Genomic DNA, 21,387 nt, shown 5'->3' on the forward strand with positions numbered 1-21,387 from the left:
GTAATGTAATACAGCAAACGCAGCAATACCTATCCTGCCATAAAACAACCCCCACCAAAATCAGCCTTCACGTGTGCCACGTGGCACACCCAATCCGTCTTGGAAGTGTGGAAGTCGCGGAAGGAAGGATTGGACCTGGGCGCGAGCGTCGCCCGCTGCCGGCGCTCTCCGTTCAATCCAGCGCGATCAGCGCCAACTCACGATGCGCGGTTCCGCTTCACCATCGAAGTGCAACAGTGCCTCGACAACCATCGCGCGCTTACCCTCGATTTCGATCGTCGGGCGCTCCACCCGCTGCTTGCCCGTCTTCTGCTTGGACGGGGTGCGAGGGGATGGGGCAGGGGTCGCGGTCACGACGCTACTCACCACCGCCGCACCTTCGGGCACCGGCGCTTCGTCGAGGGCGCGATCGGCTTCCTCGTCGCGGATCGTGTCGGTAGGAGGCAGCGGGGCGGGGCTCTCGACCGACGGCTCGGACTCACTCTCAGCGGGAGTTTGGGAAGTCTCGGCTTGCGCGGAAGGGGCAGGCTTCGTTGCCGGCTTCTTTGCTCCTACCTCGCGCGCGAACCGCTCGCACGCCAATACCGTCATGTCCTCCGCCACGGTGTTGGCGACAAAGGTCCGGGTTGCCGCGTCGTCAGTCTTCGCGGCCTGGGCGAGGGCGACCGCACTTCGCATCGAAATATCCGCAAACAGCGCAGCGATATAGTCGGGCGCCTTCGCGAGACCTTGATAGCGGGTCAGCAAGGTACGGTTGCGGCCCGTCGCCCGTGCCAGCTCGGCAAGCGAGCGCCCGTTGGCGACCTGTCCGGTGACAAACCGGATCATGTCGGCCGTCGATAGATCCTCGCGTTGATCGTTCTCTATGAACTGGTCGATCCGGACCTGCTCGACGTCATCCGTCTTGCTGATGATCGCACGGACTTGCACGCCGAGCTTCTGACACGCCCGCCAGCGGCGCTCACCGAACATGATCCGGTAGCGGCCCTCGGCGTCTTTCGGAGCAACGGTGATCGGTTGAAGCTGACCGCGCTCCTTGATCGTCTCCGCCATTTCGTCGATCTTGGCGGGATCAATCTCGCCGCGGACGTTCTCGGGATCGGGATACACCAGCTCGGGATCGAGAAGCTGGACGCGATCAGCGTCAGCTACGGCAGCCTTCTCGCTGAAAACGTCGAAGCCGGAAAAGTCGGTCATTTATGGCTCCCAATCCGGGTCATCGCTTCCTCAAGGAACGCTCGCATGGGCGGCAGCGAGGTTCGCACGTCCTTGTCGAACCGCCACACCGGCACATGCTCTTGAATAGCCTGACTGTAGTGTGCGCGCTCCGGGAGATAGTTCGTGAACAGGTTCTTCCCGATTTTTTCCTTGATCGCTGCCAGCATCTTCATCTGGTGAGTGTCGTTGGCGCGAACGCGATTGGGAACGAGCCCTACGACGTGGATCGGCGTTTTCCGGCGCTGATTCACGGTCTGGATCGAGTCTGAAACCTGTTTGGTCGCTGCCGGCCCGAACGGTCCAAGCTCGACTGGGACGATCAGGTGGTTGCACACCAACAAGGCCGCAAAGTTGATCCACGACCACGAGGGCGGCGTATCGATGACGCAGAAGTCGAAATACGAGTCGAGCGTCGGAAAATTGGCATTCAGGGCCGAGAGTGCACGCGGATAGTTCGCATCATACTCTCCACCCATGCGATTGGAGTAGATCGCGAGCCGGGGAAACGTAGCGGGGGGAACATAGTTCGGCTCGAATAGGGGCTTGCACGTGCCGAGGCTCTCAAACTCAGCAAGCGCATCGGTGGCATTGCACTGGCGATCGAGATCAAGGAACAGCACACGATGGCCGCCATCGGCGAGTACCCACGCCAGATGACAGGCGATCATGGTCTTGCCGGCGCCGCCTTTCTCCACATTGATGGCGATGGTCTTCACGCCTTACCAGCCTCGATCGCAGTTGTTGTTCCAGTGCTCATAACCGCGATAGTTGGAATCCGTGCGGGTGTTGCGACGCGCCTCCTCGTCGGGAGTGTCACCACTCCAGATGCCGGGGTTCGCTCCCCCGCCGCCGCGGAGGACGGCCCAAGCGATCAGGACGAACAGTCCGATCGTCAGCAGATTACCCAACATGGCCTTCGCCTCCGTCGCCTTGATGAAAGGCTCATCCTGTAATAAGTGGTATCCGAAATCGCGTCAATAGGTGGTATCAACAATGCGCGTGGCACAGGATGGTCTCTAACAAATCCGGATCGGTCGGTCGCCCGCGGATTAACGCGGACCAGACGATGGCGCGTTTTCCGGACGGAACACTGGTTCGGGTGAAGGCGGTGCTGCGGGATGGTGAGAACCAGGCCGACTTCATACGCGAGGCGGTTGAGCTTGAGCTTCGCAGACGAGAGGGGCCGCCGGTAGGCGGCCCCGGTCGCGCCTAGTCGCGGTCCTCCGAACCCTTGGCGAGAACCGCGAAGCCGTCGGCGATCAGCTCCACTGTATAGCGACGGCCCTCGGCCGTATCGTAAGAGTTCTGACGGACGCGGCCCGTGATATGCACCAGGTCGCCCTTCTGCGCCTTGGCGGCGCGTTCGGTCAGCTTGCCGAACAGCGTCACCTCATTCCAATGCGTGTCCGTCACCCACTCGCCATTCTCCTGGCGGTTGTAGTTGGCGGCGACGTTCAGCTTGGTCACTTTGTCGTGCTCCGTGATCTTCCCGACCCGGCCGATGATCCGAAACTCCGCGATGTTCTGCATGGTCCTGTCCTTCCGATCGATCAGGCTCATTCCTGATGGGAATTGAAGGGGAGTGCAGACGCCGCGATCAAGCCAAAAAACGGAGGGTCTGCGTAGCGGAAACCGTAGGCGCAGCCGGTTATTTGCTTGATCGTAGAAGGCGGCCAGCGCCCATTTTCCCATCAGTTCAGGATTAGCCGTTCGGAAGGGATCGGCCTTGAAACTCGCGCGGGGTTCGCGCCGGCCCGGACATGGATCGCGGCGACGCATGATGATCGGCCAGCTCGCCACGGTCGCAGGGAAAAGGGATGAAAAGACGCTTGATAAGGAAAGCTGCCGGCTTGATCGCGCAACCCGCCGCTGGGGACTGGCGCTATGGCCGCATTGAAGGACGAAAAACGGCTGCACCAGGCACGAACGCGGTTATTTGAGCGCAACAGAAAACGCATGCTCCTCCCGGGAGCACCGCGACGCGAAGCGGCGCGTCCGACGGTTCGTCTTGATGTTGGTGTTTGAGTGGAATGCGTCGGTTTGTTTCGGAACGGGCTCGCCGTCAGGCGTCAAAGCGTTGGCCGTCTAGGCCAACTCCATCTGTCCCTAGAATATATGAATCTAGGAGCGGTTGACCATTTTTTTGAGACTCTTGTTGCTCGATCGCTGCGGCAAGGCTGTCCAGCACGCGACGCAGACCGTCGTCCTGGATTTCCTCGGCAACGACCTGTCGGGGCGTGCGCCATAGACGCATCGCCTCGATCTCCTCGATGCGGTCGGCCTCGCGCTGCATCACGTCGTCAGGCAGCGGGGCGGGCCGGAGAAAGCGCGGAAGGAAACGAGCGAGGCGGTTAGGAAAGCTCATTCGATAGACATTGGACGTCTGTGCGTTGCGGGCCTTCGGCCGATCAGCGGGAGGGTCAATCGGCACACACCGGCGCTGCTTGTCGAGCAAACCCATTCTGGCAAGAATCGACAGCCCGCGCCCTACGCTGGCGCGGGACAAGCCGGTCGCAGCCTCAATCCACTCCCAGGTCGGGAACACCTTGCCGGCGCAGGTCCGGGCTAGTGTGGTGAGCTGCTCAAACACTCGAACCGCCGCGGGCGTAATCAGCGTGACGAGCCGTTCGTCCTCGGTGAGCTGACGCGCTTCGGAGCGGGCGAGGCGGCGGATGGCGTTCTTGCGTTTCAGCAGCTCGACGGCCTTCTTGTAGAGCCGGTCGGTCTCACCCTTTGCGTAGCTGTAGAAGAAGTCGTCCTCGAAAGTGCCAGCTCTACGACTGTTCGGATGGACGTGCGCGCGCGTGGGATTTGGTGCGCCCGATCGCGACCTCGGCCGCGCCCGCTCGATGCGGTCGAGCGCCATGAAGCTCGCCCGCGCGAGTGTAACAGCTCCCATCTTCCGTCCCCTCCGTAGGGCCGGGACCAGGCAAAACTAGAGCGTGGCGCGAAGCGCGCTCCCTTGAACCGAGGCTCGGGAACGGGTATGAGAGGGGTGTCTTACGTCCCGATCGATGCCGCCAAGCATCGCTCATCACGTTCCAGGGTGCCCGGCCTTCGTGCCGGGCATTCGTTTATGTGGTCACGGCCGCTTCCTGTTTTCCGCCGCCCGCCGTTCGCGATCGACGATGGTGATTTTTGCAGAAATCACGACGCCGGCGAACAACTACAATTCGTGCTTTGGCGGACCGAAGCCAGAAAAAGCTCGTGCTTTTGCGGACCCGAGCGAATGGCGTTCGTGCTTTTGCGGACCAGCTCTCGTGCTATCGCGGACCAGTCTTCGTGCTTTGACGGACCAGCGACGCTGCGACCGCTAAACCGATTCGGTAAGCCCACTTAGGAAACTGGCAGCGATGCCTTGGGTGTGATCGTCACCGTACTAGCGGCAGTGGTTCGCCGGGTTCCTTTGACTGTATCTACAGAAGGACCTTCGCCCATGGCGATATGGTAGTCCGGAATGCAGTTCTCCTCCGCGATGCTCTTCATCGCGTGGCGGAAGTGCTTCAACGAGTTCTGGTAGCCTAGTTGGAGACGCAGATCGTCTAGCCCCACCTGAACCGCGCCGTCTTGGCACGTGGATCGCGCGACTTCGTAAAGCCGACGTTCGACCGGCCCTAGCTGGAAGTAGGAGGGAGAATATTCCAGCACGCGACGATCGCGCAGGATCGCGCGGTACAGCCAGTCGCACAGGCGAACCTTGACGCCCTTCAGGCGCTTCTCGCCGCGTGCGTTCTTCTGGTAATGAAGCTGAGCTTCCGACAGCCAGGAAAAGAAACCTGCCTGTCCTTCGCCACCCGCCTCGATGTTGGTCTTGATCTGCGTGCCCTGCAGTCTTTCCAGGGCATCCGACAGCCGCGAATAGGACCGCGCGGAGCCGTTGACGCCCGTGACGCGGAATAGGTCGTGGGCCGTAAAGTAAAAGTCCTGTGCGACGGTCTCTCCGGCGTCGAGCTTCGCTACCAGAAGGCTGGCGATATAAAGCAGCACTTCCTTGTCGTAGATGGTTGCCACACCACGGGGACCGGGGCCGATCTCGATCGACACGGATTCGGTCTTGTAGATGAGCGACCGCTTCCACGCCGTCTTGGTCAGCGCGAAAAATGGGTATGCCATCAGCGATTGCTCGCCGCGGATCTCCGTCAGCAACGGACTGTCGAGGACGAACAGGTCGCCTTGACCTGTGGTCCGGCCAGTCATGCCGCAACTTCCACAAAGAGCCGCGCGCGGCCGGTCCGCGAAAGCACGAAAGCGGGCAAGCCGTGGTCCGTGAAAGCACGAGGAAGGGGCTGTGCCTCCTCGTAACAGAGGGGGAGGCTACCCTTTAAACACCGGTTTTCGTGCTTTCGCGGACCTTCGCGGCAAACGGCGGAAGCGGCGCGCCCCTGTCTCGCAAACGATCGTTTTTGACGCGCCCTCATATGAGAATGTGTAACAGGACAGGCGCGTGTCTCAAAACACTTTCGCGATTGCTTGGCTGCATGATAGGCATCGTACATGAGTTTTGAGAACGAACCATGCTGATTGGCTATGCGCGCGTGTCGACGCCGGAGCAGGACCTGACGCCTCAACTTGAGGCGCTCCGGGAGGCCGGTTGCGAAAAGGTGTTTTCCGACAAGGCGAGCGGCGCGAAAGCAAACCGATCCGGCTTGGCCGACGCGCTATCGCATGCACGCAGTGGCGATATCTTGGTGGTTTGGAAGCTCGATCGCTTGGGCCGAACGATGAAAGGGCTGGTCGATCTCGCGGCCGAGTTGGCCGAGCGCAAGGTCGGCCTCCGCTCAGTAACGGACGGGATCGATACAGCCGGCACTGCCGGCAAGCTCGTATTCCACATCATGGCTGCGATGGCCGAGATGGAGCGCGACCTGATCCGGGAGCGGACCACTGCCGCACTCCTGATCGCCAAGCGCGATGGAAGAGTAGGGGGCCGGAAGACAGTTATGACGCCCAAGCGGCTGCAGGCCGCTCGCAAGCTTCTCGCCTCCGGAATGACCGCGCGGGAGATCGCGCCGACGATCGGCGTGTCGGTAGCGACGCTCTATCGCCATCTGCCTGCTCCGGAGCAGGAGGCCATCAACGCGGAAACGGATGTCGTAGTCAGCGGCTCGTAACCGCGAAGATCTCAGTGAGAGATAACGAGTAGCACTCCGCCATATATCCGCTATGCTGGATATATGGAAAGCGAATCAGCAATCGTTGCGTTGAGTGCCTTGGCTCAGGGTACGCGTCTGGACGTGTTCCGCCTGCTGGTGCGACACGAACCCGATGGCATGGCCGCAGGCGAGGTCGCCCGACAGCTGGACGTGCCGCAAAACACTATGTCGGCGCACCTCGGTATTCTTGCACGTGCCGGCCTGGTCCGGTCCGAGCGGCACAGCCGCTCGATCGTCTACCGCGCCGACCTGAACGGCTTGCGCGCACTGACGCTGTTCCTCGTCAAGGATTGCTGCGCCGGATCGCCCGAGCTGTGTGCGCCGCTCCTCGCGGAACTCACTCCCTGCTGCTGAAAGGACGCCCTGTGGCTACCGATATCGTCATCTACCACAACCCCGCGTGCGGCACGTCCCGCAATGTCCTTGGCCTGATCCGCAATGCGGGGATTGAGCCGCACGTGGTCGAATATCTTAAGACCCCGCCATCGCGCGCGCTGCTGGTCGAGTTGATCGACCGTGCGGGCATCACCCCGCGCGATCTGCTGCGCGAGAAGGGAACGCCCTATGCGGAGTTGGGGCTGGATGACACTGCGCTCTCCGACGATGCGCTGGTGGACGCGATGATGGGGCACCCGATCCTCATCAATCGCCCGCTCGTCGTCTCGCCGCTGGGGGTGAAGCTCTGCCGCCCGTCAGAAGCGGTTCTCGATCTGCTGCCGACAGGCCAGCTAGCCGCCTTCGCCAAGGAGGATGGCGAGCAAGTCGTGGACGTCTCGGGTCAGCGCGTCGCCTGATGCTTCTTGCCGCTTTGATCTTCGTCGCCACGATCGCGCTCGTCATCTGGCAACCGAAAGGGCTCGGCATCGGATGGAGCGCGATGGGCGGTGCCGTTCTCGCTTTGCTCGCTGGCGTCGTCACCCTCTCGGACGTGCCGGTGGTCTGGGGCATTGTCTGGAACGCGACCGCTGCTTTCGTCGCGATCATCGTCATCAGCCTGCTGCTCGATGAAGCCGGGTTCTTCGAATGGGCAGCACTGCATGTTGCACGTTGGGGGAGGGGGCATGGCCGAAGGCTGTTCGTCCTCATCGTGCTGCTAGGCGCGGCAGTATCCGCGTTGTTCGCCAATGACGGCGCGGCGCTGATCCTGACACCGATCGTCATCGCCATGCTGCGGGCGCTGGGCTTCAAGGACAAGGCGACGCTGGCGTTCGTCATGGCGGCCGGCTTTATCGCCGACACCGCGAGCCTGCCGCTCGTCGTTTCGAATCTCGTCAACATCGTGTCGGCCGACTTCTTCAACATCGGCTTCGGTGAATATGCGGGCGTGATGGTGCCGGTTGATCTGGTCTCGATCGCGGCGACTCTCGGCGCGCTCCTGCTGTTCTTCCGTCGCGACATCCCAGCGACCTACGATGTGGGGGCGCTTCGGACCCCGCGTGAGGCGATCCGCGACGCCGCCACCTTTCGCGCCGGATGGATCGTCCTGGCGCTACTGCTCGCCGGCTTCTTTCTGCTCGAACCTCTTGGTGTGCCCGTCAGCGCCGTCGCCGCTGCCGGCGCGATCCTGCTGCTGGTGATCGCGGGCCGGGGTCACGTGATCCAGACTGGCAAAGTGCTGCGCGGCGCACCGTGGCAGGTCGTGATCTTCTCGCTGGGTATGTACCTGGTCGTCTATGGCTTGCGAAACGCAGGCCTGACCGATCATCTCGCCGCGCTGCTCGATCGCACAGCCCAGGGCGGTGTGTGGGGCGCTGCGCTCGGAACCGGCGTGATCGCGGCCGTCCTGTCTTCGGTGATGAACAACATGCCGACCGTGCTGGTGGGCGCCCTCTCGATCGACGCGGCCCACGCTACGGGCGCGGTCAAGGAAGCGATGATCTACGCGAACGTGATCGGCTGCGATCTCGGCCCCAAGCTGACGCCGATCGGTTCGCTCGCGACGCTTCTGTGGCTCCATGTTCTCGGCCAGAAGGGCGTGCGGATCGGGTGGGGCTATTACTTCCGGGTCGGTGTCACGCTTACGGTGCCGGTGCTGGTCATCACGCTCGCGGCGCTCGCGATCAGGATCAGCCTCGCATGACGAGCATGGTCGTCACCATGCTTCGATCCGGCGATCTGGCCGAGATGGCAGGCCCTTTGACGGCAGCCAAACTGCCGATCGCGGACCTGAGCGAACCCGGCCGCACCTTCTTCCGCTTCGACGATGCCGAAGGTCTGATCGGATATGGTGGTCTGGAAGGAGAGGGAGCCGATCGCCTGCTTCGCTCGGTCGTCGTCGTCACCAATCGCATAGGGCGCGGCATCGGCGGTGCCATAATTGCCGCCCTCGAGCAGCAAGCTCGCGAATTCGGAGTGGGGCACCTCCACCTACTGACGACGACGGCCGCATCGTTCTTCCGGAGCCTCGGGTTCGCCGATGCAAGCCGCGAGTCCGCTCCGGCGACCATTGCCGCCTCACACGAGTTCACCGCGCTCTGCCCCGCCTCGGCCGCCTATCTCGTGAAAGCTCTCTGATGCCGCTTCGTTCGTTGACCGATTTTGACAGCTTTCCCGCGCTCGATCCCGCCTTCGTTCGCCATCGACCCGCGCTAGGCTTGGGTGCCCTCGATCCGGCGCCACGCATCCTGTTGCTCTACGGGAGCCTGCGCGAGCGGTCGTTCTCGCGGCTCGCTGTCGAGGAAGCCGCGCGCCTCCTGCACCTGTTCGGAGCCGAAACGCGCATCTTCGATCCATCGACGCTGCCGCTTCCCGATCAGGTGAAGGACGACGATCATCCTGCGGTCCACGAGCTGCGCGAGCTGTCGATGTGGTCGGAGGGACAGGTCTGGTGCAGCCCTGAGCGACACGGCCAGATCACCGGCATCATGAAGTCACAGATCGATCATCTGCCGCTCGAAATGAAGGGAATGCGCCCGACCCAAGGGCGCGCGCTCGCGGTGATGCAGGTGTCGGGCGGATCGCAGTCGTTCAACGCGGTCAACACCCTGCGCCTGCTCGGCCGCTGGATGCGGATGTTCACGATCCCGAACCAGTCGTCCGTCGCCATGGCTTACAAGGAGTTCGACGAGGCAGGCCGCATGAAGCCGTCGAGCTATTACGATCGGATTGTCGACGTGATGGAGGAGCTGGTACGCTTCACCGTCCTGCTGCGCCCCCATGCGGTCCAGCTCGTCGATCGTTATTCGGAGCGCAAGCAAGCCGGCGTGCCGGTCGACGTGGCTACCGACCTGTCGAGCATCGCCATCGCGCGCGCCTGACGCTCAAGCGTGATCGAACGCTTGAAGGATCGGACACGGCCCGGCTGACCCGCTTCCGCACTCTCTCGCGAGATGGCGAAGGGAGGCGCGCACCCGCTCAAGCTCCTGGATCCTGGCGTCCAGCGCCTCAATCTGCTCAATGGCAAGCTCGCGTGCGCGGGCGCGATCGTCGGTTGCGTCGAGGGCCAACAACTCGCCGATCTGCTCCAGCGTGAACCCTGCAGCTTGCGCCGAACGGATAAAGCGCAGGCGGCGCACATCATCGACACCGTAGCGCCGAATACCGCCGCTCGCACCGGGGCCGTCGGGTCGGTCCGGCGTATCGAGCAAACCCCGACGCTGGTAGTAGCGCACGGTCTCGACGCCGACGTCCCCTTCACGCGCGAGACCCGCAATCGTCAGCGTCGCCATGCCTTGACTCCGTACTATAGTACGGACCCTATATAGGCTCCGCGAACAGGATGGAGAAGTGAGATGGCGACCGCGGCGCCCAAGAAAGCGACGATCTATCGCATGGTGATGCCGGCGCACACCTGCCCCTATGGCTTGAAGGCCAAGGATCTGCTGCGCCGGAGTGGTTACGAGGTCGAGGACCATTGGCTGCGCACGCGTGAGGAGACCGACGCGTTCAAGGTGGAGCACGGGGTAAAGACCACGCCGCAGACCTTCATTGGGGGCGAGCGGGTAGGAGGCTATGACGATCTGCGTCGCTTCTTCGGCAAGGCGGTGCGCGATCCCAAGGCTGTCACATACCGACCCGTGGTTGTGGTATTTGCCATGACCGCGCTGATGGCGCTCGCGGCCAGCTACGCCGCTTTCGGAACGCCGTTCACGGTCCGCGCCGGGGAGTGGTTCATCGCCTTCTCGATGTGCGTGCTCGCCATGCTGAAGCTCCAGAACGTCGAGAACTTCTCAAGCATGTTCCTCAACTATGATCTGCTCGCAAAGCGCTGGGTGCCGTATTCCTACGTCTATCCATACGCGGAAGGTGCCGCGGGCGTGCTGATGGCCGCTGGCGTGCTCACCTGGCTGTCGGTGCCGATCGCGCTCGTTATCGGGACGATCGGTGCGGTATCCGTCATCAAGGCGGTCTATGTCGACAAACGCGAACTCAAGTGCGCCTGCGTGGGCGGGGACAGCAATGTGCCTCTGGGCTTCCTGTCGCTGACTGAGAACGTGATGATGGTCGCCATGGCGCTATGGATGGTGATCGCCCCGGCTGCGCTCTCGATGCCGCACTGAGCCGTTGACTTCAGGTCCAAAAGGCTGCCGGTAGCTGGCATGAAATCCGGATCTCGCCCTCGTGTCAGCTTCGTTCGCACGGCCGTCCTGGCCGTGCTTGCGATGATGCTGCTCGTCCGGTTGGGGCCGATCTGCGAAACTAGTGCTCAAGCAGCTCCGATCGCCTCGGCAATGGCTGGGTGCGAGGAAAAAGGCTCTTCGGCACCGGATAAGAAGGCGCCGCAGCCGGCCTGCGCGACGCCCTGCATCGCCGTCCCGGGGGAAGCCCTGGCGAGGGTCGAGCCGTTATCCTCATTCCCGATCGCGCCGTGGCCGTCGCGGGCCTCTATCATGATCGGGTGGCCGATACCGCCCGCCACTCCGCCTCCGCGAGCCGTGTGATCCTTCAACAGGCTCACACACGATTTACGGAGATACTGATGACCAAGTTCAAGCTGATTGGCGCCGCGTTGGCGCTCGCCCTCCCGACCGCGGCGTTCGCTGCCGGCTCCTGCTGCGCCGACATGGCGTGCTGCAAGGAAGGCTCGGATTGCTGCAAGGACGGCAAGGGCGATTGCTGCAAGGACATGAAGAAGGGCGGCGACCATGCCGGTCACGACACGTCCGGAATGCCCAAGAAGTAAGCCGGGGAGGGAGGCGTCTGCGCCTCCCTTCTTTTCAGTGGTGGGCGAACACCTTGCGTCCACCAGGTCCGAACGCAACGACGTCGTAGGGCTGGGCCTTCATGGCCGGCATCTCCATGCCCGGCGAGCCCATCGGCATGCCGGCAACCGCGAGCCCCGTCACACCCTTCGGGTGCGTCGCCAGAGCCCGCTTCATGTCGGCGATCGGCACATGACCCTCGAAAGTCATGCCATCGATGATGGCCGTGTGGCATGAGGCCAAGTCCGCGGGTACGCCCCGGGCCTTCATAAACGCGGGCCGGTTCGCGTCATCGACGACGCGGACCGCGCGACCGAACTGAGCCTTCACCTGCTGCGCCCACTTCTCGCAACATGGGCAGCCCGGATCGCGGTGCATCAGCACCGGCCCGGCAGCCACGGCTGCGACAGGCATTACGAACGCTGCAACAGCGGCGAGAAGGCGGATGCGGGTCATGTCTATTCCTAGATGCTCGCCCCACTACAGGCAAACCCTGCGGTGGGGCGGGGGCCGATCACTGTGCAGCCTTGCCGTGCGCCCGCAGCCAGGTGTTCAGCTCGCCGACTTCCTTGTTCTGCTCGGCGATCGTCTTGGTCGCCATCTGGCGGACCTTTGCGTCCTTGGTTTCGCGCAACACTATCTGCGACATGGCAATGCCACCGCGATGATGCTCGACCATTTTGCGGACCCAGGTCTCCGTCGCATCGGCGCCCATGGCCGACATCATCTTCTGATGCATCTGCATTTCAGAGGGCGGATAGGGGTTCGCCGGCGTCGGCTTCATCATCTGACCGTGGTTCATGCCCGAATGATCCATGCCCTGCATCTGGGCGATGGCCGGAGCGGCGCCGAGCGCGGCCGCGAGGGCCAGAACAGTCATCTTCGTCATCGTGTCTCTCCTAGGTAAACGCCCCCGCCCACAGGAGAGGTACGGGCGCGCGGACCGTATCCCTCACGCCCGTGATCGAATTCAGCGGATCGGCTGAAGGGTATTAACTCCGACGCTCTCATCAGTTTCAGGCGGGAGAGGGGGGACCTGCTTGTCACGATAGGAAGGCAGGTCGGGCGCATTCGCAGGCGTAGGATTTGCCTCAAGCCTGGCAATGGCCCGCTTCATCTGCGTGATCTCACGAACCTGAGCATCGATGATTCCGTCCGCCAGCTTGCGCACCTCGGGGTCTTTGATGTGCGCGCGCTCGCTCGTCAGGATCGCGATCGAGTGGTGCGGGATCATGGCTTTCATCCAGCTTACGTCGTCCACCGTCTCCTGGCTGCGGACGAGCCACAGCGCGAGTGCGAACACCACGATGCTACCGCCGATGATCGCGGCATTCGTCCGCTTGTTCTTGTACATCGACCACATGAAAAGGAGCATGATGATTGCCATCGTCGCGCCCATCACGAAGGCCATCCAGAACCGCGTCTGGCTGAACTCGATATGCCCGAGGGCATAGACGTTCACGTACATCAGCCCGAACATGACGACGGTCGAGGTCGCCACCATCGCCGCGAAGCGACCGTAGCCCATTCCCATGTTCATTTTGCCTTTGTGCTCGTCCATCATGCGACTCCCTGTCTGGAATTACGCCCCCCGGCTTTGCGGCGCGGCCGTCTCGGCCAGCGCATGAAAAGAAGGATCGCGCCCGACACCGCGAAGACGAGACCGCCTGCGGCAAAGGCGTTGAGCCACGGCGTGTTGAACCGCTCGTGCTCGGTCCAATCCATGATGTGAAGGCCCCAGAAGAAGTCGTACAGCCGCCACGTTCCTGTCCTGACCGACGTGAGACGTCCCGTGTCGGCTGCTACATAGATGCGGGTGGCGTCATCGTCGGCGAACGTGGCCCGCCAGGCCGGCAACGCCCCGCGATACTCGGTGCTGGCTCGTTCGACCCGTTCGATGGTAGGCGCGGGTACACCACTCCCTCGATACGCTTTCTGAGCGATCGTCCCGGCCACCCTGGCATCCAATGGTGGGATCGGCGCAGCCGTGCGAGCGTCCAGCAGATGGATGCGACCATCCACAAGCTGTGCCTCAACGATCGGCCGCCCGAGCAGCATGCGGTGCTGAAGCTGGCGGACCGGCGCTCCTGCCGACGCGAGCAAGGCAGGTAACGGTGCGAAGCCTTGGGTGCTCGACAGCGCCGGCTCGGCGTTCCGTTCGATCCGGTGATCGCCGTGCACCGTGTCGATCGAGAGCAGGCTCATCACAAGCCCGCTGGTGAACCAGACGATCGCCTGCGCGCCGATCAGGAGAGCAAGCCAGCGGTGGATCTTGCTCGCTCCGAGATGGAGGCGAAGGCGGGGACTCAGAACCAGGTCCTCACGCCGGCGACGAAACTGAAGCCGCCGGTGTCGTCGCCCCGTGCCCGCGAGAAGCGGGCGGTGTCGCCGAACTGCCGCTCCCACGATACGCCGATATACGGCGCGAACTCACGGCGGCCCTCGTAGCGAAGCCGCAAACCGGCTTCCAGGTCCGTAAGGCCGGAGCCGATCCCGGTTTCGCGCACGTCCTGGGCGGCAAAGTTGACCTCCAACCTGGGCTGGAGAACGAAGTAGTTGGTGATGCGCTGGTCGTAATAGCCCTCGGCGCGGGCGAGCACGTCCCCCTTGTCGGAGAGGAACAGCGCACCCTCCACTTCGAACTGGTAGGGGGCCAAGCCTTCGATCCCGATCGTCGCATAGGTGCGCGACGGGTTCGGCTTGAAATCGTAGCGGACGCCGGCCTGAAGGTTCCAGTAGGGATCGAGGGCGTGGCTGTAGAGCGCCTGCACCTCGGCGCTTTCTAGTGACTTACCGAAGCTGCCTTCACCCTCCGACTTCAGCCAGAGCCGGTTGATGTCGCCTCCGATCCAAGCCTCGCCATCCCAGCGGTAGCCATCGCTTCCCTTGCGGGCCTGATACTCCGCGAGATTGAAGAGCACCTGATAGTAGGTCATCCCGCCATGCTCGCGCCGCAGATCGTTCTCGCGCGAGCTGGCCATGGCATTCGCACCCCAGAAGCGATCGGCGAGATGATCGTCGGACGGCGCGGGAGCGGGCTTGTTGCCGGGAGGAAGGTCGGTCCCGACCTTGGCGCCTGCCTGGCTACCCTGCATCGCCATACCGGGCATCGCGCTCATGTCATGCCCGGCGTGCGGGTCCTGCCCGGCTGCTGCCGGGGAACTCATGCCGGGCATGGCGGACATGTCGTGCCCGGCGTGCGGATCTTGCGCGGGCGCGGGCTGCTGCCCCCCATGTTCATCCTCTGCATCCCGCTCATGTCATGACCGGCGTGCGGATCGGCCGCCCGGGCCGGCGCGGTCGGCGCATGACGGGGGGCCGCACGTCGAACAGGGGCCTTCCGCTTGGCCGCGGCCCCCCATGTTCATCCTCTGCATCCCGCTCATGTCATGACCGGCGTGCGGATCGGCCGCCCGGGCCGGCGCGGTCGGCGCATGACGGGGGGCCGCACGTCGAACAGGGGCCTTCCGCTTGGCCGCGGGTTTCGCGGCTGCTTTGCGCGCGGGCTTGGGGGGCGCTTTGGCTGCGGGCTTAGCCGGCATGGTCATTCCCGGCATGTTGTGCATGGAATGATCCATGCTTTGCCCGACCACTGGGCTGGCGACGACTGCCGAGGCGAGGCCGGCGAGAAGGAGCGACCGGTTCACGCTGCCGCCTCCCCGGCCTTGCGGACCTGGACGACGCGCATCATCCCTGCGTGCATGTGGTAGAGCATGTGGCAGTGGAACGCCCAATCGCCTTCCTCGCCTGTCACGTCCCAGCTCACCGTGCCACCTGGCTGGACGAGCACGGTATGTTTTCGGGGCGCGTAAGCGCCTTTCCCCGTCACCAGGTCGAAGAAGTGACCGTGGATGTGAATGGGATGGCCCATCATGGTGTCATTGATGAGGGTGACACGCACCCGTTCGCCGTGCAGCAGGGTGATCGGATCTGGGTTCTCCGAAAGCTTCTCGCCATCGAAGCCCCACATGTACCGTTCCATGTTACCGGTCAGGTGGAGCTTGATCTCGCGCTCGGGTGCCCGCGTGTCGGGATTGCGGTCTAGGGCAACAAGATCGCGATAGGTCAGCACGCGGTGCCCGACGTTCTCCAGTCCCTGACCTGGCTCGCCGGTGCGATCGACTGGCATGGCCGAAATGGTCTGGACACCCGGACCCTTCTTTACACCCGGGGCCTTCGAAAAATCGCGCATGTTCATGCTGCCCATGTCCATGCCCGCCATCGACATCGCACCCGATCCGTGATCCATCCCGACCATCGCGCCACTCTGAGCCTGCGGCGCGGTCATCCCGGCCATGGCGCCAGCAGCAGCGCCGGCCTCGCCATGGTTCATCTGGCTATGGTCCATGCCCTGCATCGAACCGGCACCCGCACCATGGTCCATCGTGCTGTGGTCCATGCCCGCCATCGATCCGGCCTGCGCGCCAGTCGCACCGCTCTCCATGCCCTGCATGGAGCCGTGATCCATGGTACTCATGTCATGACCGCCCATGCCCATGTCCTTCATGGTCGCGAGCGGCCGCTTGCGGAGCAGCGGGACTTCGGCAGCCATGCCCTCGCGGGGTGCGAGCGTCGCGCGCGCCATGCCGGAGCGATCGACGCTCTCGCCCACCAGCGTGTAGGCGCGCATGTCAGGCGGCGTGACGATCGCATCATAGGTTTCGGCCGGGCCGAACTGGAACTCGTCGATCTGAACGGGGCGCACGTTCAATCCATCGGCCGCGACGATCGTCATCGGCAGGCCGGGGATGCGGACGTTGAAGGTGGTCATGGACGACGCGTTGATGAAGCGAAGCCGGACCCGCTCGCCCGGCCGGAACAGCGCTGTCCAATTGTCCTTGGGACCATGGCCGTTGACCAGATAGGTGTAGGTCGAGGCGGTCACGTCGGCGACGTCGGCGGGGTCCATCCGCATCTTGCCCCACATCAGCCGCTCTTTGAGCGGCTGATCCTTGCCCGCCAGCAGCCCGCTTAAGGTCTGGCGCTGGCGGTTGAAGTAGCCCGACTCCTTCTTGAGGCGGTCGAACAGGTAGTGCGGGTGCTGGAAGCTGTGATCGGACAGCACGATGACGTGCTCGCGATCGAACTGCACCGGGTCGGGGTCCTTGGGGTCGATCAGGATCGGCCCGTAGTGCCCCTCCTGCTCCTGGAGCCCCGAGTGGCTGTGATACCAGTAGGTGCCGCTCTGGATGATCGGGAACTCGTAGGTGAAGGTCGATCTTGCCGGGATGCCTGGAAAGGCAATGCCGGGCACGCCGTCCATCTGAAAGGGCACCAGCAGCCCGTGCCAATGAATAGAGGTTTCCTCATCCAGATCGTTAACGACGTGGAGGCGCACGTTCTGCCCCTCGCGCAAGCGGATGAGCGGAGCGGGCACGGTGCCGTTGATGCCGATCGCGTGGCTCTGCCGCCCGTCGATCATCATCATCTGGTGAGCGATCTTTAGCGTAATGTCGTCGCCCGAAACTGTCGGCAACGGCTTGGCGATGCCCGCGGACACCGGCTGCGCCCACGCCGGCATATAGGCCGACAGAGCAAGGCCGCTTCCGGCTAGGGTGGCACCGCGCAGCACTTGGCGGCGGTCGAGAACGCGCGACATGAAAGCTCCTCCAAGGTGGGCCGCTACCGGCCCGTTTCACTCCTTCTACGCGTCCCGCACGCCGATCCCTTGTTCGGTGTTCAACTTTTCGAGGAGGCGCGAGCGGGCACGGTAGAGGCGGGTTTCGACAGCCTTCTGGCTGATCCCCAGCACGTCGGCGGTTTCGGCTTGGCTCAAACCCTCGATGGTGCGCAGCACCAGAGCCTCTTTTAGATTCATGGGCAGAGCGGAAATGGCTTTTGTTACCCGGTCCAGCTCCTGGCGGTCGGCTGCGCCGTCGTCGATCGCCACCTGATCGTCCACCACAGCTTCAGCCCGATGATCGATGGGGGCCGCGAAGGAGAAGAACCGGCGCACCGTGCGCTTTCGCGCCCAGTCACGACATTTGTTGATCGCGATCGTCGAAAGCCACGCTCTCATGGCGCGCTGCCCGTCGTAGCGCGGGAGGGCCTGGTGTGCGGCCACGAACGTCTCCTGCACCAGATCGAGCGCTTCGTCGGGTTCGCCGACGCATGCCCGCGCGAGCCGGAACACCGGCTGTTGGTAGCGTCGCACGATTTCGGCGAAAGCGGCCTGCCGACCCGCGATGCTGAGCGTCGCCAGCTCGCCATCGGACAGCGTGGTCCAATCGAGGCTCACCCCTGGCCGTCGGTGAGCGCCTTCACCACCGCGTCGTCGAACTGGGAGGTCTGATCGGTCCGCAGAAGCTGCCGCATGGCGAAGATATGCGCCAACGTGGCCTTCTGCAGCTCGCCCATCGCGGCATGGCTCTGATCGACCGCGGCCGTGACCCGCGGACCGTTGCCGTGCTCGGCCTCGATCGCCTCGGCGAGCCGGGCATTGGTCGCGCGCAACTCCAGCTCGAGAGCGCGCCGTTGCACTGCGAACCGGTCCTCCAGAACCTTCAGCTTTGCCTGCTGATCGGCATCGAGCGCGAGCTTGTGGTGCAATACCTCGTGCAGCGCGGTGCCCGGCTGCTTGGGATGGGGCAACAGCGCACGTCCGACGAACACGCCTCCGATCGCCGCAACAAAGGCGAGGACGACACACAGAACGACGCGCTTGGTCGAGGTCACGGCTCGCCTATCAGCAAAGTCGAGGGTGCGAGCGGCGAAGCCCCACCGAGCGGTGCGAGCGACACCGCGGGGCTCGCGGTCGCCGGCAACTCGGCGCCGATCATGCCGATCGCCAATGCCGCGACCGTCACCACACCGATGCCGAGCCCGGCCTGTCGCACGACCGGCCGGGTGCCGATGCGGGCGAGAACACGTGCTTCGACGTCGTCCAGCGCGGCCGGAACAGGTGCTCCCGCCAATCTCGCCAACGCTCTGTCCAGATCATCCATGTTTTCCACTCCGCCCCTCTAACACTGGTTACGCAGCGCTGCCCATCATCCCTCATCGGTCGCGTGAGGGGTGCGCGACTGTGCCGCGTAGAATGGACAGAACATCACGGAGTAACCTCATGCGTCGCGCCCTAGTTGTTTGATCCCACGGTTTGATGGTGCGATCCTTTCGTTGGAATGGAAGGAAGCGGTATGGGACAGGTACGTCACGGGAGCGCCACGACCACGCACGCCGTCAGAGCAGCAATACAGCGATCGCAAGCTTCGCTCTCGGCGCTGAGCCGAGAGCTTGGGATCAACCCCAAGACGGTGGCGAAGTGGCGTAAGCGGGCGACGGTTGAGGATCTGAAGACCGGGCCGAAGGCCCCTCATTCCACGACCCTGACTGAAGCCGAGGAGGCGGCGGTTGTGGCGTTCCGGCGGCATACGTTACTGCCGCTGGATGACTGCCTTTATGCCTTGCAGCCGTCGATCCCGCATCTGACGCGTTCCGCGCTGCATCGATGTCTCCAGCGACACGGGATATCCCGCCTGCCGGACATTGAGGGCGACAAGCCGAAACGACAGCGCTTCAAGCGCTACCCGATCGGCTTCTTTCACATCGATATCGCCGAGGTGCAGACCGCCGAAGGCAAGCTCTACCTGTTCGTCGGCATCGACCGCACCAGCAAGTTCGCCGTCACCCAGTTGGTCGACAAGGCTGATCGGCGAACGGCGTGGGAGTTCCTCGAACACCTGCTGAAAGCCGTGCCCTATCGCATCCACGCAATCCTGACCGATAATGGCATCCAGTTTGCCGAGCAGCCGCGCAACCGTAACACCGCCTGGTCGCGGCAGATGCGCTTCGACATGATCTGTGAGGCGAACGATATCGAGCACCGGCTCACCAAGCCGAACCACCCTTGGACCAATGGTCAGGTCGAGCGGATGAACCGCACCATCAAAGAGGCGACCGTCAAGCGCTTCCACTACGAGAGCCATGACCAGCTACGGACGCACCTCGCCGACTTCATGGCTGCCTATAACTTCGCCCGCCGGCTCAAAACGCTCAGCGGCCTCACACCCTACGAATACATCGCCAAAATCTGGACTTCGGATCCAGACCGGTTCATCCTCAATCCGATCCACCAGATGCCGGGACTAAACACCTAGTCCCTGCCGCCCTTGCCATCCTCGGGCTCGCCAGCGCCGCTCAGGCTCACCCTAAGTTGCTGTCCGCCTCACCGGCGCCGAACGCGACTGTCGCCAAGCCAGCGCGTCTCGCGCTTCGGTTCAGCGAAAAGCTGATGCCGAAGTTTTCGGGCGCGGACCTGATGATGACAGCGCATGGCGGCGCCGCGCACCCGCCCATGAAGGTCGCGGCTGCGGCCGGGGTCGCCGATGATGGCCGCACGCTCATCGTCACGCCCAAGGCGCCGCTCGCCGCGGGGCGCTACAGCGTCGCGTGGCACGTGGTCTCGGTCGACACTCACCGGGTAGCCGGAAACTTCGCCTTCGCGGTCAAGTAAGGGTGGAGACTGACTGGCCGCTGATCGCGGTTCGCTTCGCGCTCTATGCAACGCTGAGCGGATTGTTCGGCCTGTCGGCCTTCAGTCTCTACGGCCTCAAAGCAGGCGAGCGCGCCGACGCACTCGCCTTGCGCCCCTGGCTTGTCGGAAGCGGCCTGCTCAGCCTCCTGTTCTCCGGGATCGCCCTCGCGCTGCTGGCGGCGGCGATGGCCGGGGCGCCGGGTTGGCCGATCGATTGGGAGGCGATCGGGATGCTCCTCTCCGGGTCCGCGACGGGCGCCGCGTGGGAAGCGCGCATGGCTGCGCTCGTGGTGGCGTTGATCGCGGCCCTCGTGGCATCCGGTCGCGCGGCTCTGCTCGGCCTGGTGGCGTTCGCTGCGGCCGTGGCGCTCGCAACACTTGCCTGGACGGGACACGGCGCGATGGACGAGGGCGCTACTGGCTGGGTGCATCTGGGCGCCGACATTCTCCACCTGCTTGCCGGCGGGGCCTGGGCCGGAGCGCTGCTCGGGTTCGTGCTTCTCGTCGCCCGGCCGGTTGGCCGCGTCGACGCCGCCCATCTGACCCTGACGCACCGCGCACTGCATGGATTCGGGCTGGTCGGCACGATCCTGGTCGGCACGATCGTCGTCACGGGTGTCGTCAACGCGTGGCTGCTGGTCGGCCTCGCCAATCTGCCGGACCTCACGACTACGCGCTACGGCCAGCTTCTGATCGCCAAGCTCGCGCTCTTCGGCGCAATGCTCGCGCTCGCGTCGTTCAACCGCTTTAGACTTACGCCGGCGTTCGAGCGCGCGATCGCCGCGGCCGATCATCACGGCGCGCTTTGCGCCCTGCGGCGCAGCCTTGCGGTCGAGGCGAGCTGCGCAGGGGCGATCCTGGCGCTCGTTGCATGGCTGGGAACACTCGAACCACCCGCTTCGGCGATGTGAGGGGCGGGCGGCCGAACGCCGCCCGCCTTGCCGCTCACGCGGCCATTTTCTCGCATTCCTCCGCGCACCGCTCGCACGCAGCGACGCATTCCTCCATGCCGTCCAGCTCTTTGCAGCTCGCCGCGCAGGCCCGGCAAATTTGGGCACAGATGCCGCACACGAGCTTATGCTGGTCGGAGCCGCGGGCCATGAAGTCGAGCGAGGTGGCGCAAACCTGTGCGCAATCGAGCATGATCTTGATGTGGTCGGGCGCGGCGTGCGCGCCGCCTACCTGAAGGCAATGCTGGGTCGTCATCGACAGGCAGGTGATGTGGCAGTGGTGGCAGGCATCCATGCAGGCCTGCATTTCGGCGCTCATCTGGTGGTGCATCGGTCGTCTCCGCTAAGCCCCCCGCCCGTAGAACAATACGCGGCATGCCGGTTTGGCCCTCAGCTACGTGGCCTCATTCTTCGCCGGTCGGCAGGGTTTTCACCGGCTTCGGTTTAGGACC

30 protein-coding genes are annotated in these 21,387 nt (G+C 63.8%); 12 read left to right on the forward strand and 18 right to left on the reverse strand.

The genetic code is table 11. The annotated features are described in order from the left end of the window. Positions 1-186: 186 nt before the first annotated feature. From HMF7854_RS15270 to HMF7854_RS15280, 3 genes are read right to left on the reverse strand one after another with little or no spacing between them, the layout of a single operon-like run. Complete coding sequence (locus tag HMF7854_RS15270; protein WP_126720289.1) at positions 187-1,197, reverse strand: ParB/RepB/Spo0J family partition protein; 1,011 nt, start codon at positions 1,195-1,197, stop codon at positions 187-189. Next, positions 1,194-1,934 (reverse strand): ParA family protein, encoded by a 741-nt coding sequence (locus tag HMF7854_RS15275; protein WP_126720290.1) that lies wholly within the window; start codon positions 1,932-1,934, stop codon positions 1,194-1,196. The genes HMF7854_RS15270 and HMF7854_RS15275 overlap by 4 nt, the downstream gene beginning before the upstream one ends. A 3-nt stretch (positions 1,935-1,937) precedes the next feature. Next, positions 1,938-2,129, reverse strand: coding sequence for a hypothetical protein (locus tag HMF7854_RS15280; RefSeq protein ID WP_126720291.1), 192 nt, complete (start codon positions 2,127-2,129; stop codon positions 1,938-1,940). 155 nt (positions 2,130-2,284) lie between these two features. On the opposite strand from HMF7854_RS15280, the gene HMF7854_RS16300 reads away from it, so the two are divergent. After that, positions 2,285-2,431, forward strand: coding sequence for a YlcI/YnfO family protein (locus HMF7854_RS16300; RefSeq protein ID WP_420822382.1), 147 nt, complete (start codon positions 2,285-2,287; stop codon positions 2,429-2,431). On the opposite strand, the gene HMF7854_RS15285 is transcribed toward HMF7854_RS16300, so the two are convergent. The 3 genes from HMF7854_RS15285 to HMF7854_RS15295 all read right to left on the reverse strand — a co-directional run bounded on the left by HMF7854_RS15285 (position 2,428) and on the right by HMF7854_RS15295 (position 5,415). Then, on the reverse strand, positions 2,428-2,748 hold the full coding sequence (locus HMF7854_RS15285; RefSeq protein WP_126720340.1) for a single-stranded DNA-binding protein: 321 nt from the start codon (positions 2,746-2,748) through the stop codon (positions 2,428-2,430). The two genes, HMF7854_RS16300 and HMF7854_RS15285, sit on opposite strands and share 4 nt — an antisense overlap. A gap of 532 nt (positions 2,749-3,280) precedes the next feature. Continuing rightward, complete coding sequence (locus HMF7854_RS15290) at positions 3,281-4,084, reverse strand: RNA replicase (protein WP_239017063.1); 804 nt, start codon at positions 4,082-4,084, stop codon at positions 3,281-3,283. A gap of 470 nt (positions 4,085-4,554) precedes the next feature. Then, positions 4,555-5,415, reverse strand: a complete 861-nt coding sequence (locus HMF7854_RS15295; protein ID WP_126720293.1) for a replication initiator protein A — start codon at positions 5,413-5,415, stop codon at positions 4,555-4,557. A gap of 317 nt (positions 5,416-5,732) precedes the next feature. Here HMF7854_RS15295 and HMF7854_RS15300 point away from each other — a divergent pair, with 317 nt between their 5' ends. The 6 genes from HMF7854_RS15300 (at position 5,733) to arsH (ending at position 9,628) form a co-directional block, all read left to right on the forward strand. Then, a complete protein-coding gene (locus tag HMF7854_RS15300) occupies positions 5,733-6,329 on the forward strand; it encodes a recombinase family protein (RefSeq protein ID WP_126720294.1) in 597 nt (198 codons plus the stop codon). A 63-nt stretch (positions 6,330-6,392) separates the two neighbouring features. After that, positions 6,393-6,725 (forward strand): ArsR/SmtB family transcription factor, encoded by a 333-nt coding sequence (locus HMF7854_RS15305; protein ID WP_126720295.1) that lies wholly within the window; start codon positions 6,393-6,395, stop codon positions 6,723-6,725. An 11-nt stretch (positions 6,726-6,736) separates the two neighbouring features. Next, positions 6,737-7,165 carry an arsenate reductase (glutaredoxin) gene (arsC, locus tag HMF7854_RS15310; protein ID WP_126720296.1) on the forward strand — a complete coding sequence of 143 codons (429 nt, stop codon included), beginning with the start codon at positions 6,737-6,739 and terminating at the stop codon, positions 7,163-7,165. Next, a complete protein-coding gene (locus tag HMF7854_RS15315; protein WP_126720297.1) occupies positions 7,165-8,451 on the forward strand; it encodes an arsenic transporter in 1,287 nt (428 codons plus the stop codon). The genes arsC and HMF7854_RS15315 overlap by 1 nt, the downstream gene beginning before the upstream one ends. Continuing rightward, a complete protein-coding gene (gene arsN2 / locus HMF7854_RS15320) occupies positions 8,448-8,885 on the forward strand; it encodes an arsenic resistance N-acetyltransferase ArsN2 (protein ID WP_239017064.1) in 438 nt (145 codons plus the stop codon). Before HMF7854_RS15315 ends, arsN2 begins: the two co-directional genes overlap by 4 nt. Then, a complete protein-coding gene (gene arsH, locus HMF7854_RS15325) occupies positions 8,885-9,628 on the forward strand; it encodes an arsenical resistance protein ArsH (protein WP_126720298.1) in 744 nt (247 codons plus the stop codon). The genes arsN2 and arsH overlap by 1 nt, the downstream gene beginning before the upstream one ends. A 3-nt stretch (positions 9,629-9,631) precedes the next feature. Here the strand turns inward: arsH and HMF7854_RS15330 are convergent, their stop codons facing one another. After that, a complete protein-coding gene (locus HMF7854_RS15330; protein WP_126720299.1) occupies positions 9,632-10,039 on the reverse strand; it encodes a MerR family transcriptional regulator in 408 nt (135 codons plus the stop codon). Positions 10,040-10,102: 63 nt separating this feature from the next. On the opposite strand from HMF7854_RS15330, the gene HMF7854_RS15335 reads away from it, so the two are divergent. Continuing rightward, positions 10,103-10,870, forward strand: coding sequence for a MauE/DoxX family redox-associated membrane protein (locus HMF7854_RS15335; RefSeq protein WP_126720300.1), 768 nt, complete (start codon positions 10,103-10,105; stop codon positions 10,868-10,870). Positions 10,871-11,016: 146 nt separating this feature from the next. On the opposite strand, the gene HMF7854_RS15340 is transcribed toward HMF7854_RS15335, so the two are convergent. Continuing rightward, positions 11,017-11,268, reverse strand: a complete 252-nt coding sequence (locus HMF7854_RS15340; protein WP_126720301.1) for a hypothetical protein — start codon at positions 11,266-11,268, stop codon at positions 11,017-11,019. Positions 11,269-11,289: 21 nt separating this feature from the next. On the opposite strand from HMF7854_RS15340, the gene HMF7854_RS15345 reads away from it, so the two are divergent. Beyond that, positions 11,290-11,493 (forward strand): hypothetical protein, encoded by a 204-nt coding sequence (locus HMF7854_RS15345; RefSeq protein ID WP_126720302.1) that lies wholly within the window; start codon positions 11,290-11,292, stop codon positions 11,491-11,493. 34 nt (positions 11,494-11,527) lie between these two features. On the opposite strand, the gene HMF7854_RS15350 is transcribed toward HMF7854_RS15345, so the two are convergent. The 9 genes from HMF7854_RS15350 to HMF7854_RS15390 all read right to left on the reverse strand — a co-directional run bounded on the left by HMF7854_RS15350 (position 11,528) and on the right by HMF7854_RS15390 (position 18,456). Continuing rightward, positions 11,528-11,968, reverse strand: coding sequence for a DUF411 domain-containing protein (locus HMF7854_RS15350; RefSeq protein ID WP_239017065.1), 441 nt, complete (start codon positions 11,966-11,968; stop codon positions 11,528-11,530). 58 nt (positions 11,969-12,026) lie between these two features. Then, the gene (locus tag HMF7854_RS15355; RefSeq protein ID WP_126720303.1) at positions 12,027-12,401 is read right to left on the reverse strand and encodes a DUF305 domain-containing protein; all 375 of its coding nucleotides are present in this window, start codon (positions 12,399-12,401) and stop codon (positions 12,027-12,029) included. An 81-nt stretch (positions 12,402-12,482) separates the two neighbouring features. After that, the gene (locus HMF7854_RS15360) at positions 12,483-13,073 is read right to left on the reverse strand and encodes a DUF305 domain-containing protein (protein WP_221766479.1); all 591 of its coding nucleotides are present in this window, start codon (positions 13,071-13,073) and stop codon (positions 12,483-12,485) included. Then, entirely contained in the window at positions 13,073-13,828 is a 756-nt protein-coding gene (locus HMF7854_RS15365) for a PepSY domain-containing protein (RefSeq protein ID WP_126720344.1), read from the reverse strand. The genes HMF7854_RS15360 and HMF7854_RS15365 overlap by 1 nt, the downstream gene beginning before the upstream one ends. Further along, positions 13,819-14,697, reverse strand: a complete 879-nt coding sequence (locus HMF7854_RS15370; RefSeq protein ID WP_126720304.1) for a copper resistance protein B — start codon at positions 14,695-14,697, stop codon at positions 13,819-13,821. The genes HMF7854_RS15365 and HMF7854_RS15370 overlap by 10 nt, the downstream gene beginning before the upstream one ends. A 458-nt stretch (positions 14,698-15,155) precedes the next feature. Next, entirely contained in the window at positions 15,156-17,111 is a 1,956-nt protein-coding gene (locus tag HMF7854_RS15375; RefSeq protein ID WP_126720305.1) for a copper resistance system multicopper oxidase, read from the reverse strand. A 45-nt stretch (positions 17,112-17,156) separates the two neighbouring features. Next, positions 17,157-17,750, reverse strand: a complete 594-nt coding sequence (locus tag HMF7854_RS15380) for an RNA polymerase sigma factor (RefSeq protein ID WP_126720306.1) — start codon at positions 17,748-17,750, stop codon at positions 17,157-17,159. Beyond that, positions 17,747-18,187, reverse strand: coding sequence for a periplasmic heavy metal sensor (locus HMF7854_RS15385; RefSeq protein WP_126720307.1), 441 nt, complete (start codon positions 18,185-18,187; stop codon positions 17,747-17,749). The genes HMF7854_RS15380 and HMF7854_RS15385 overlap by 4 nt, the downstream gene beginning before the upstream one ends. After that, positions 18,184-18,456, reverse strand: coding sequence for a hypothetical protein (locus HMF7854_RS15390; protein ID WP_093330861.1), 273 nt, complete (start codon positions 18,454-18,456; stop codon positions 18,184-18,186). The genes HMF7854_RS15385 and HMF7854_RS15390 overlap by 4 nt, the downstream gene beginning before the upstream one ends. 192 nt (positions 18,457-18,648) lie before the next feature. Between HMF7854_RS15390 and HMF7854_RS15400 the strand changes: the two genes are divergently transcribed. Genes HMF7854_RS15400 through copD form a run of 3 tightly spaced genes read left to right on the forward strand, consistent with a single transcriptional unit; the run spans position 18,649 to position 20,896 of the window. Next, the gene (locus HMF7854_RS15400; RefSeq protein WP_126720308.1) at positions 18,649-19,608 is read left to right on the forward strand and encodes an IS481 family transposase; all 960 of its coding nucleotides are present in this window, start codon (positions 18,649-18,651) and stop codon (positions 19,606-19,608) included. 17 nt (positions 19,609-19,625) lie between these two features. Beyond that, complete coding sequence (gene copC / locus HMF7854_RS15405; RefSeq protein WP_239017070.1) at positions 19,626-19,964, forward strand: copper homeostasis periplasmic binding protein CopC; 339 nt, start codon at positions 19,626-19,628, stop codon at positions 19,962-19,964. Between the two features lie 2 nt (positions 19,965-19,966). Beyond that, positions 19,967-20,896: a copper homeostasis membrane protein CopD gene (copD, locus tag HMF7854_RS15410; RefSeq protein WP_126720310.1), complete on the forward strand. Its 930-nt coding sequence runs from the start codon at positions 19,967-19,969 to the stop codon at positions 20,894-20,896. Between the two features lie 34 nt (positions 20,897-20,930). Here copD and HMF7854_RS15415 read toward each other — a convergent pair whose 3' ends face one another. Then, positions 20,931-21,266, reverse strand: coding sequence for a four-helix bundle copper-binding protein (locus HMF7854_RS15415; protein WP_126720311.1), 336 nt, complete (start codon positions 21,264-21,266; stop codon positions 20,931-20,933). Between the last annotated feature and the right edge of the window lie 121 nt (positions 21,267-21,387).

The organism is Sphingomonas ginkgonis (assembly GCF_003970925.1).
Lineage (GTDB): Bacteria > Pseudomonadota > Alphaproteobacteria > Sphingomonadales > Sphingomonadaceae > Sphingomicrobium > Sphingomicrobium ginkgonis.

What these genes read in the sequence shown, in the direction of transcription:
- HMF7854_RS15270 (WP_126720289.1), bottom strand. Translation starts at nt 1,197, where the DNA reads ATGACCGACTTTTCCGGCTTCGACGTTTTCAGCGAGAAGGCTGCCGTA.
- HMF7854_RS15280 (WP_126720291.1), bottom strand. Translation starts at nt 2,129, where the DNA reads ATGTTGGGTAATCTGCTGACGATCGGACTGTTCGTCCTGATCGCTTGG.
- HMF7854_RS16300 (WP_420822382.1), top strand. Translation starts at nt 2,285, where the DNA reads ATGGCGCGTTTTCCGGACGGAACACTGGTTCGGGTGAAGGCGGTGCTG.
- HMF7854_RS15285 (WP_126720340.1), bottom strand. Translation starts at nt 2,748, where the DNA reads ATGCAGAACATCGCGGAGTTTCGGATCATCGGCCGGGTCGGGAAGATC.
- HMF7854_RS15290 (WP_239017063.1), bottom strand. Translation starts at nt 4,084, where the DNA reads ATGGCGCTCGACCGCATCGAGCGGGCGCGGCCGAGGTCGCGATCGGGC.
- HMF7854_RS15295 (WP_126720293.1), bottom strand. Translation starts at nt 5,415, where the DNA reads ATGACTGGCCGGACCACAGGTCAAGGCGACCTGTTCGTCCTCGACAGT.
- HMF7854_RS15300 (WP_126720294.1), top strand. Translation starts at nt 5,733, where the DNA reads ATGCTGATTGGCTATGCGCGCGTGTCGACGCCGGAGCAGGACCTGACG.
- HMF7854_RS15305 (WP_126720295.1), top strand. Translation starts at nt 6,393, where the DNA reads ATGGAAAGCGAATCAGCAATCGTTGCGTTGAGTGCCTTGGCTCAGGGT.
- HMF7854_RS15315 (WP_126720297.1), top strand. Translation starts at nt 7,165, where the DNA reads ATGCTTCTTGCCGCTTTGATCTTCGTCGCCACGATCGCGCTCGTCATC.
- arsN2 (WP_239017064.1), top strand. Translation starts at nt 8,448, where the DNA reads ATGACGAGCATGGTCGTCACCATGCTTCGATCCGGCGATCTGGCCGAG.
- arsH (WP_126720298.1), top strand. Translation starts at nt 8,885, where the DNA reads ATGCCGCTTCGTTCGTTGACCGATTTTGACAGCTTTCCCGCGCTCGAT.
- HMF7854_RS15330 (WP_126720299.1), bottom strand. Translation starts at nt 10,039, where the DNA reads ATGGCGACGCTGACGATTGCGGGTCTCGCGCGTGAAGGGGACGTCGGC.
- HMF7854_RS15335 (WP_126720300.1), top strand. Translation starts at nt 10,103, where the DNA reads ATGGCGACCGCGGCGCCCAAGAAAGCGACGATCTATCGCATGGTGATG.
- HMF7854_RS15345 (WP_126720302.1), top strand. Translation starts at nt 11,290, where the DNA reads ATGACCAAGTTCAAGCTGATTGGCGCCGCGTTGGCGCTCGCCCTCCCG.
- HMF7854_RS15350 (WP_239017065.1), bottom strand. Translation starts at nt 11,968, where the DNA reads ATGACCCGCATCCGCCTTCTCGCCGCTGTTGCAGCGTTCGTAATGCCT.
- HMF7854_RS15355 (WP_126720303.1), bottom strand. Translation starts at nt 12,401, where the DNA reads ATGACGAAGATGACTGTTCTGGCCCTCGCGGCCGCGCTCGGCGCCGCT.
- HMF7854_RS15360 (WP_221766479.1), bottom strand. Translation starts at nt 13,073, where the DNA reads ATGGACGAGCACAAAGGCAAAATGAACATGGGAATGGGCTACGGTCGC.
- HMF7854_RS15370 (WP_126720304.1), bottom strand. Translation starts at nt 14,697, where the DNA reads ATGTCCGCCATGCCCGGCATGAGTTCCCCGGCAGCAGCCGGGCAGGAC.
- HMF7854_RS15375 (WP_126720305.1), bottom strand. Translation starts at nt 17,111, where the DNA reads ATGTCGCGCGTTCTCGACCGCCGCCAAGTGCTGCGCGGTGCCACCCTA.
- HMF7854_RS15390 (WP_093330861.1), bottom strand. Translation starts at nt 18,456, where the DNA reads ATGGATGATCTGGACAGAGCGTTGGCGAGATTGGCGGGAGCACCTGTT.
- HMF7854_RS15400 (WP_126720308.1), top strand. Translation starts at nt 18,649, where the DNA reads ATGGGACAGGTACGTCACGGGAGCGCCACGACCACGCACGCCGTCAGA.
- HMF7854_RS15415 (WP_126720311.1), bottom strand. Translation starts at nt 21,266, where the DNA reads ATGCACCACCAGATGAGCGCCGAAATGCAGGCCTGCATGGATGCCTGC.